The sequence below is a fragment of the Klebsiella sp. 28 genome, from assembly GCF_018223905.1.
In the GTDB taxonomy this organism is placed as follows: domain Bacteria; phylum Pseudomonadota; class Gammaproteobacteria; order Enterobacterales; family Enterobacteriaceae; genus Klebsiella; species Klebsiella pneumoniae.
Genome location: NZ_JAGRQY010000104.1, coordinates 1 through 9,361 on the forward strand (window position 1 = coordinate 1; position 9,361 = coordinate 9,361).

Here is a 9,361-nt window from a genome sequence, read left to right on the forward strand (position 1 = left end):
CCATAGCAGTTCCTTTCCTTAAGGAATAATTATTGAAGATATATTGATGTGAAACGTGACGATGATAAAGCAAAAATGGATTACCGATCAACTTAACCACCTAATAATTATATTTATTCATAAACACCCCCCTTTCACCACGAAAATAAAAGCACCATGAATATCAATATTTGAAATGTGTAACAACAGCCAATGATAAATTCAATAAATAATGCACCAAAGGAATGTTTGCAATGGATACTATAAGGCGTGCTAAAACATTAAGCGGATGAATAAAGGAAACCATAGAGACGACCGGGGCAATATAATTCGCTCATTATGCAAATTTAGCGTAACAACGCAATAAATTACTCAGAGGGATAATATCTGGCTTCCATCCGATTGCCCCTTCGCGGCGGACGCTTAATAGTGCAGGCGCGAAATCTAAACGGTAACAATATTCTTCTGCTCCCCTTACTCCCCACAAACCGATTTTTTGCGGATAACGAGCCACAGCGCGATGTCGGACAAAGTTGTCGTTAGCAAAAAAACATGAGCCCGGTTACAAGACGCACACGACACCGTCGTCGGCATCCTGAACGGTTCGCATTCTGCAAGTCGCCAGGCTATATCTAAGACACCTTTCGCCCACAACGAGACACAAAGATGAGCAAGAAAATCCTAATGCTGGTCGGCGATTATGCCGAAGATTACGAAACAATGGTTCCTTTTCAGGCGCTGCAGATGATTGGCCACCAGGTCGATGCCGTCTGCCCGGATAAAGCCGCTGGCGACTATGTCATGACCGCAATCCATGACTTTGACGGCGCCCAGACTTATAGCGAAAAGCCGGGCCATCGCTTCACGCTGAACGCTGACTTCGCCGCAGTAAAGGCCGAGAACTACGATGCGCTAGTGATCCCCGGCGGCCGGGCGCCGGAGTATCTGCGCCTGAACGAGGAGGTTATTAAACTGGTACAGGCATTCGACGCCGCGCGTAAACCTATCGCCGCCGTCTGCCACGGCCCGCAGCTGCTGGCCGCCGCCGGTATTCTGCAGGGCCGCACCTGCAGCGCCTATCCCGCCTGCGCCCCGGAAGTGCGTTTGAGCGGCGGGCACTATGCGGATATTGGTATCGACCAGGCGCATGTGGACGGTAACCTGGTTACCGCCCCCGCCTGGCCGGCTCATCCACAGTGGCTGGCGAAATTCGCCGCCCTGCTGGCGGAATAACCATACTGAGCCGGCGTTTTTGTTGAGCCACCCGCTCCCCTGCGGGAATCTATGCCTCAGCGCGGTGTTTAGTCTCGGGTAAACGCGCTGTTGTAAGTTATACCGATGGCGGGGATGCGCCACGATTTACCGCTTATCTTCAGGGGACGGTTAAAAAACCAGCCCCTGAAAGATTTATCGCTGCCCTGACGGGCATCATCAATTCAGCAACGCGATCTGCTTGACCACTATTTCATTGATTTTATAGATTATTTCAGGAGTTACGCGTTCTTTGATATCGCGGTCAACAAATACCCGAATGCAATATTTGATGATTTGATACTGATTTAACTTATCACCACATTCAATTAACGGTTTTATTTCGTAGCGGTTCTTAAGATCTTTCACCAAAAGCTTAACTTCGGTTTTATCCAGGTCTTTAAAGGCGCAGTCGGAGACAATATCAACGGCAAATTCATGTGGTTTGAAATGAGGCTGTAATACAGAAGTCAATAACCCGGTGAGTTGACTCTTCCACGCCTTATTTTCCTTGTCAGCGATGTTAGCTTTATACACAGAGTGTTTGGCCTCATAGACCTTCGACCATGGGTGTCGGTTAATAATGTCATCAAGTATTTTTTTATTAACCGCCTCGGTATCGCTGATATCTATCCATTCACCCACCTTGTCATTCAAAAAATAATCATCACTGCACGCCAAATAAAACTCCTTCAGCGCGTCGATGAAGCTTTCATCGCTATGGTCAACGATACGGTCGGTAACGTCAGCGATAATGACATTTTGTGGATCCTTGCTTTGCATAATCTCACATAATGTGCTCAACATCGTCGCAAAGGCGCGGTTTGTTTTATGGTAATACACCTGCGAGAAAAGGCTGGAGCGCGCCCCAATAAACTCAGCGATCGAATCAATCCCACTCTCTTTGTAAGCAAGGTACAATTTTCCCTGTTCCTCGACCGGGACAATTGACATAAACAAGCGATTGTAATCGTAGATACCACACTTGACGCCGGAGAAATAGCCATCTCTGAGCAAGTAATCCATCCGGTCGGCATCGATCGGACAGGAAGAGATGATCGAGGTCATTAACGGCAGGATATCTGTTGCCTTTCCATTAATTTCCTCAATGATCTGTTGGTCACCGTATCTTTTTTCGATGATTTTTAACACATTTTCGATATTTATTTCGTCATCGACCTTACCTTGTTTTCTCAGATCATGATAAATCATCAGGCTGAACAACAGCGAAAGCTGTTCATGTTCAACTTTCTGTTCTGGCTTGCTTAATACATCAATGATCGAATGGTAGGCTGTGGGGAGAACATCGGAGAATTCGTGCTTACCAGGCATAAAACTCTCAAACTGGTGGGATACAGGCCCATGCCCGATGTCATGCATCAGGGCAGCGAGTCTCAACTCCTGAATGTTGTGTTTTGGTATCTGATCGATATGACCAAACACATGGCCATCATCATATTTCTTTTGATACCGTATCGCATTCAGGCGTAAATTATTGAGTATTTCACTTGATAAATGCAGCACCCCGAGAGAGTGTTCGAAGCGGCTGTGCACCGCAGAGGGAAACACCTTATATAAAAAAGAGTTCTGTTTAATGTTGCGTAAGCGCTGGAACAGGGGGTGATTGATAAAGGCAATCTCGAGTGTCGTCAAACGAATAGTGCCGTGAATGGGATCAAGGATCTTACTGGTCAGTTCATTTTCAAAATCCATATCTTAAATCCTTTCATACGTGCATTAAATATATTTAGCATATTGACTGTTTATTCAACAATAATCTTGCGCATTCAGGCAATAAGGTCAATCACTAATATTTAACGAGCAACGCGGCAGATCATTATTTCCTTATCTCTCCACAGCGTCGCGCTATATCGGCATCCACTGACATATCGATTGACTACGGATGAAAACAGCCCCGGTTTTCTTCGCTCAGATGCGCATTCCCCCGGAAACCTCAATGCGCTGGGCATTCACCCAGCGATGATCATCGGATAACAGCGAGGCGATCATCGGCCCGATATCCTCTGGCAGGCCAGGTCGGCCCAGCGCCGTCATGTTCGCTACCGCCTGAGCGACCTGCGGGTTATCCCGCACCACCCCGCCGCTGAAATCGGTGGCGATGGCGCCGGGCGCCACGCAGTTCACCGTGATCCCGCGACTGCCCAGCTCAAACGCCATATAGCGAGTCAGGGTTTCCACCGCGGATTTCATGATCGCATAGGGCGCCCGGTTCGCCATCACGATGCGGGTGAGGCCGGACGAGACATTCACTATTCGCCCGCCATCGGCCAGCAGCGGCAATAGTTTTTGACTGAGGAAAAAAACGCTCTTCACGTGGATGCGATACAGCGCATCGAATTCCGCTTCCGTGGCGTTAAGAAATCCCATGCCGCTGGCGTTGCCGGCATTATTGACCAGATAATCAAATTTATCGGCGTCCAGCTCCGTCAGCGCGCCCTGAAAAGCGCTAACAAATGCGTCAAAGGTGTCGATTTCGCCAGCGCTGAAAGGCAACGCGATCGCCCGGGCGCCCAGTGCTTCAACCCGTGTAACCACCTCGTTCGCCTCGGCAAGACGCGTTTTGTAGGTCAGTACTACATTTACGCCGCGCTGTGCCAGCGCTTCGACGGTCGCGCGTCCCAGGCCGCGGCTGCCGCCTGTCACCAGGGCGATTTTTGCGCTATTGTTCATGTTTTCTCCTTTTCTCTCTGCTGAAAACATGAGCGATTATAAGCCCCTGAATGCCGACGATAAGACCGCGTTGGGCGACAGGATAGTTTTGCCAGCTGGAACAATGTCATGGATAAACTGGATACTCTGACCTTGTTTGTGCGCATCGTCGAACGGGGCTCATTCAGTGCCGCCGCCGCGGATCTGGGGGTTTCCCGGCCAGTAGCGACCGCGGCTATTAAAGCGTTGGAGGTCAGTCTCGGGGCGCGGCTGCTACATCGTACCACCCGGCACGTACGGCCGACGGCAGAAGGCTCGCTGTATTATCAGCGCTGCGTGTCCATTCTGGCGGCCCTTGAGGAGGCCAACCGCAGCGCCGGGGGGAGCATCTCCGGCACCATTCGGGTAGACGTGGCGGGCAACCTGGCGCGGACCCTGCTGCTGCCCGCGCTGCCACAGTTTCTCGCCCGCTACCCGGACATTACGCTGCAGATCGGGGAAAGCGAGCGTGACGTCGATCTGGTTCGCGAGGGAGTCGACTGCGTCATTCGCGGCGGCCATCTCCCCGACAGCGAGATGATCTGCCGGCCGCTCGCCGGGTTGCAGGAGATCACCTGCGCCAGCCCGACCTATCTCGCCCGGTACGGCACCCCGCATACGATTGAAGGACTGACGGGCCACGTGATGATCGGGTTTGTTTCATCGCGCACGCAACGTACCTTGCCGCTGAGCTTTACCCAGGATGGCCGTCAGAGCGAGGTCAGTTTGCCCTGTCGGCTGCTGACCTCCGATGCCGACGTCGGCGCCGAAGCGGCAAGGCTTGGCTTTGGCCTGTATCAGGCCCCCTTGCCCCGTCTTAAGGCCGATCTGGCGTCGGGCGCGTTAACGGAAGTGCTGGCCGATTTTCGTCCTGCGCCGCTGCCGCTCTCCCTGCTCTATCCCAGTAATCGGCAGCTCTCTGCCCGGGTACAGGTATTTATCGACTGGGTGACGGCGCTGATGAAGCCTCCCCTGGCGCAGCAGGCATCCGGAAGGCTAAAATAACGTTTGCTATTATTCACGGCACGTGCGTTAATCGTTGAGTCGATTTACCAGACAAAAAGTTATTATCTGAGTACGTGTTCTCATCTCCAGGCGTTATCCCTGATACCACCTTCCTTTGAGCAGTCCCGTTAGTAGTTTGCTTTTTCTGTAAACAGGCCCTGTCAGATCCTTGTCGGCTCCTTAAAATGTCCGCCATCTGACCCAAAACCCGGCTTACCACCAACTAAAATCAGCCGCGTTAATTTTCCTGAAACGACCATTGTCTTTTCAACAGAACATCACCCATACAAGGTTTACATTATGATCGAACATATCCATTTTAGATGCCCATGCTGCCATGGCTCCCAGTACAGAACGTCCCAGTTTGACGTCACTGAAAAAAACCCTTTTGGTGCGAAATGCATTTTCTGCAAATCAGCCATGATGACATTAGATACCATCCGTCCTCATCACCTGGGCGTGCAGCCTACTGCGCAGGCACAACAATAAGTATACGCGGGTAAAGCATGCCTGTTATCCGCCAGGCGGATGACGTCTTTTTCTCAACCTCCGTTTTTGTCGGTTGAATAATTAACAGCGGGATCAGGCAACGCTTTCATCAGGGTGGTAATATTTTTCCCTGCATTCATTTCAACGTCAAAAAAGTCCACCGCACGCAGAATAAGCCGCAAGCCTCTACCGTTTTCCGCTAACGGATCGACATCGAAATGCTCATCACCACGCGCCATCGCCAGGCGCTCGGCGGGAAAGGTTTCCCCCGCGTCGGTAAAGCGCAGCGTCACCCGTCGGTCCGCGACCCTAAATTCCACACCAAAACGACTTTCCCGATCCTCATGCAGCGCATAGCGAATAATATTCGTTGCCGTTTCACAGGCGGCGAGATCGAGCGCGAAACGCCACTCGTCCGCAACAGGCAGCGAAGCCATTTGCTGGGCAAGCCACTCCGCCAGCGGTGAAAGCGAGGTGAGTTCGGCAGGAAACATCATGTTGCTATTCACGGGCACGTCACTCATTTAACTGCGCAAGTGCCGAGGTGCGATCCTCGCAAATGCGGAAAATACGATCCATACGGGTCAGCGTGAACATATTGCGGATGCCAGGATTCAGCGCGCACAGCGTCATCTCCCCTCTCCCGTTCATCATCTTCATCAGAGAAACCAGGGTTCCCAGACCGCTACTGTCGATAAAATCAATTTCGCTGAAATCAACAATCAGATCGCCGGGCGCTTCGCCTATCTCCTGGGCGATTGCCGATTTAAAGGCTACTGCGACGGAAGCATCCAGCCGACGCACCGCCGGCGTCAGGATCGTCACCGAGGCCTGCCGTTCGGTTTCAATTTTCATCACTGTCCCCTGTACGTTCAATAATCAAGAGTGAAACATCATCGGCCATCGACTGGATCTCCTGCGCGTCGCCATTGCGCCAGTGGATCAAGTGCCGGGCAAACCGCGGCAGCAGCGCGGGCAGCGGCTGCGTCACACTGTCCTGCAGCCACGCTTGTAAACGGACTTCGCCAAACTGTTCACCGCTCCGGTTTTCACATTCGGTGATACCGTCGCTGAACAGGCAAAGCCGCTCTCCCGGCGCCAGCGAGAAACTGACATCTGCCCATGAGAGATGGTTTATCAACCCCACCGGCGCCCCACCGCTGCCGACCGAGCGCACACCTCCATCCACGGTGACGATAAACGGCGTGGGATGCCCGGCCTGACACAGTTTCCCCTCACCGGTTGTGAGGTCGATGACGCCATAGATCAGGGTGAAATAGCTGACAATCTCTGCCTCGTCGCTACAAAAACGACCATTCAGGATCTGCACTACCTCGGCAGGTGATGCCGGCTGGTTATCAGCAGAGAAAAGAAAACGCTCAACCGCCCTGCCATGTAGAAACTGGCGGGCGACGGCAAGCGACATCATCGCCGCCCCCACGCCGTGCCCGGAGACATCCACGCAGTAAAATCCGAGATGCTCCCCCAGCGGGAAAACATTAAAAATATCCCCCGATACCCAGGCCGACGGCAGGAAAATCCAGTCGGAGAAAAAACCCTGATAGCACAGCTGATGAGCCGGGAGAACCGATTGCTGAATGCGCGCCGCCAGCTCCAGATCCTGTTCAATCTGCCGCAGCGCTTCACTTAGCCGCGTATTGCGCGCGGCGAGGTCGGCTTCAAGGGAGAGGATCCGCGCCCCGGCGTGCAGTCGCGCCCGCAGTTCACTCTGCTCCACCGGCTTACTGAGAAAATCATCGGCCCCTGCCGCAAACCCTTGCGTTAAATCGCCCGGATCTTCGCGAGCGGTGAGCAATATCAGATAAACGTAGTGACCAAACTGGCGACGGCGAACTTCCCGGCACAGCATCAGGCCATTCATCTCCGGCATTTCCCAGTCGCTAATCACCAGGCTGACGGGCTGGTTCTCCAGGATCGCCAGCGCGGCGACGCCGTTTTCCGCCTCACTGACGATATAGCCCCACTGCGTCAACATCCGGCTTAGCAACCGACGATAAACCAGCGAATCTTCAACAATCAGGACGTGCTGTGCCGACATCGCGCCTCCTAAATCGGCAAGAACCAGATAAGGCTGATCGTACCTTCACGAAACTTGCCGCTGCCGCTGTCGTGCCCCGGATAGCGGGTACCGGCATAGTTGGCATACTGCACAGAGAACGATCCCGGCGTATAGCCCGCGTAGCCAAAACTGTAACTATAATCGCCATTCCACGGCTGCTGCTGACTACTGTCCGGATACCAGAACGCGGTGGCGCGCACAAAAAAATGTTGTTTAAAGGTATATCCACACCCCCCAAGCAGCACATTTTTGTTTTTGCGGATATCGTCACTCGCCAGATCGTAATAACGCGGCACCCAGCTGTAGCCTGCCTGGCAGATAATGGCGTCGCCTTTGTTAATCAACAGCGCATGCTCCATGGGCTTCGGCAGCGAAAATTTATACGCCAGGGTAATCGCCCCCTGCTCAAAATAGGTGTGACGCTTGCTGCCCGAGGTCCAGAAGTGGTTATCGCCATAGTTACTGTAAACCAGGCTGAAGGTGTTGGCATGCCAGTCGTCGTAGCCAAAACTATAGCGAAAATCGGCGGTATAGCGGCTGGTGTCAGTCACCGGTAAACGGGATGTCACGTTGGCGAACCAGAAGCTGTAGGGCGAGTATTGCAGGCTAAGATTCAGAGTCTGATTATATTTTTTCTTCTGTTCTGCGCTGTCTGAGCTGTTGGGGACGGTCATCCACTGCTCTTTTAAACCCGAACTAAAGCTCAGCGCTCCCGAAAACACCTTGTCATTCCCGGAAAAAAGCCGTCCCCAGCGGCTGGTAAACACGCCGGCCTGCACCGGTTCACCATTTTTATCACGCAGCGGTTGTGCGTCGTTCTTCTCTGCGCCTTCCGCACCTGCGATGGCGCACCATAGCGCGCAGGCCAGCATATATTTCTCCCGCATTTGCCCTTCCTTAGTTAGGTATCCAGCGTGCGGCGACGCGGTATTTGGCCATCAGCCACAGTACGCCCAGCGCGGCGGCATGAATCAAGGTGTTCTCTATCCACGCCTGGCGCCACAGATCGAAGGTAACCAGCTGGCTTACGGCGAGCACGATGTAAACATGCAAAATAAAGGTGTAGAGCGAACGCTGCCCGAGCGGGATCAGGAACCAGCCTGCCAGCCGGTTAAGGGGGCGCCAGCACCAGGTCAATAGCAGATAAATGGTGACCATCAGACTGATATCATTGAGGATCCGTACCGGACCGAGGCCGTTTTTCGCCGCCCAGGTATGGTAAAAGGCGTTAAAATCCGCCGGCGGGATTACGTGCATCAGCAGCGCGGGCGGCATAAAAGGATTGGTATGGTTCTGGGCGACAAACGCAAGGATAAGCGCGATGAACACCAGCGCCGCCACGGCGACTTTGCCGGGCGGCGTGCGGGCGAAAGAGATCAGTTCCGCTTTGTACCAGCCGCAGCACATGCCCAGCACAAAGATAAATTGCCAGGCCAGCAGGGGAAAGGCGAATTCAAATTCGCAGGGCGTGACCCGTATCGGCCAGCGTTGCCAGCAGCCGTATATCAGCAGCGAGGCGCCCAGTAAGGGGTAGACGTGACCCTTTTGCAGCATTCCCAGAAACAGCGGGCTGAGCAATAACAAAAAAATATAGAGTCCGAGGATCTGCGTCTGATGCGGGCCAATCTGCAGATAGAGGATAATGTTAAACCACGTCTCTTTTATTTGCGGGGTTAGCGGATAGAGCGACCAACTGGTCCCGGAAAAGCGGTCGGTAAAATGAGTGACTTCATAGACATTAAGATAAGGCAAATATCTCAGCAAAAGAAAAGAGACAATAATAATAATATTAACCTGATATATTTTCCATGCGCGAAGATAAAGCCCCCAGCTCACCGTCAGTAATAC

General features: G+C 52.7%; 10 protein-coding genes. 3 read left to right on the plus strand and 7 right to left on the minus strand.

The window, feature by feature from the left end; genetic code table 11:
* The first annotated feature begins 645 nt into the window (after window positions 1-645).
* Entirely contained in the window at window positions 646-1,212 is a 567-nt protein-coding gene (locus KHQ28_RS17960; protein ID WP_004190556.1) for a DJ-1/PfpI family protein, read from the plus strand.
* 198 nt (window positions 1,213-1,410) lie between these two features.
* On the opposite strand, the gene KHQ28_RS17965 is transcribed toward KHQ28_RS17960, so the two are convergent.
* Together KHQ28_RS17965 and KHQ28_RS17970 are read right to left on the minus strand one after the other, a co-directional pair.
* Complete coding sequence (locus KHQ28_RS17965) at window positions 1,411-2,943, minus strand: HD domain-containing protein (RefSeq protein WP_004183778.1); 1,533 nt, start codon at window positions 2,941-2,943, stop codon at window positions 1,411-1,413.
* Between the two features lie 216 nt (window positions 2,944-3,159).
* Window positions 3,160-3,921 carry an SDR family NAD(P)-dependent oxidoreductase gene (locus tag KHQ28_RS17970; RefSeq protein WP_019705447.1) on the minus strand — a complete coding sequence of 254 codons (762 nt, stop codon included), beginning with the start codon at window positions 3,919-3,921 and terminating at the stop codon, window positions 3,160-3,162.
* A 108-nt stretch (window positions 3,922-4,029) separates the two neighbouring features.
* Between KHQ28_RS17970 and KHQ28_RS17975 the strand changes: the two genes are divergently transcribed.
* Both KHQ28_RS17975 and KHQ28_RS17980 read left to right on the plus strand, forming a co-directional pair.
* Window positions 4,030-4,944, plus strand: a complete 915-nt coding sequence (locus KHQ28_RS17975; protein ID WP_032419048.1) for a LysR family transcriptional regulator — start codon at window positions 4,030-4,032, stop codon at window positions 4,942-4,944.
* Window positions 4,945-5,244: 300 nt separating this feature from the next.
* Entirely contained in the window at window positions 5,245-5,433 is a 189-nt protein-coding gene (locus KHQ28_RS17980; RefSeq protein ID WP_071890471.1) for a cold-shock protein, read from the plus strand.
* Between the two features lie 53 nt (window positions 5,434-5,486).
* Here the strand turns inward: KHQ28_RS17980 and KHQ28_RS17985 are convergent, their stop codons facing one another.
* From KHQ28_RS17985 to opgC, 5 genes are all read right to left on the minus strand, one after another.
* Window positions 5,487-5,957, minus strand: a complete 471-nt coding sequence (locus tag KHQ28_RS17985; RefSeq protein ID WP_017880145.1) for an ATP-binding protein — start codon at window positions 5,955-5,957, stop codon at window positions 5,487-5,489.
* Entirely contained in the window at window positions 5,950-6,288 is a 339-nt protein-coding gene (locus KHQ28_RS17990) for an STAS domain-containing protein (RefSeq protein WP_004179523.1), read from the minus strand. The genes KHQ28_RS17985 and KHQ28_RS17990 overlap by 8 nt, the downstream gene beginning before the upstream one ends.
* Complete coding sequence (locus KHQ28_RS17995; RefSeq protein ID WP_032419049.1) at window positions 6,278-7,492, minus strand: PP2C family protein-serine/threonine phosphatase; 1,215 nt, start codon at window positions 7,490-7,492, stop codon at window positions 6,278-6,280. The genes KHQ28_RS17990 and KHQ28_RS17995 overlap by 11 nt, the downstream gene beginning before the upstream one ends.
* Window positions 7,493-7,500: 8 nt before the next feature.
* The gene (locus KHQ28_RS18000) at window positions 7,501-8,400 is read right to left on the minus strand and encodes a hypothetical protein (protein ID WP_032419050.1); all 900 of its coding nucleotides are present in this window, start codon (window positions 8,398-8,400) and stop codon (window positions 7,501-7,503) included.
* Window positions 8,401-8,410: 10 nt separating this feature from the next.
* On the minus strand, window positions 8,411-9,361 hold a 951-nt coding region (gene opgC / locus KHQ28_RS18005), incomplete at its 5' end, for an OpgC domain-containing protein (protein ID WP_211777642.1).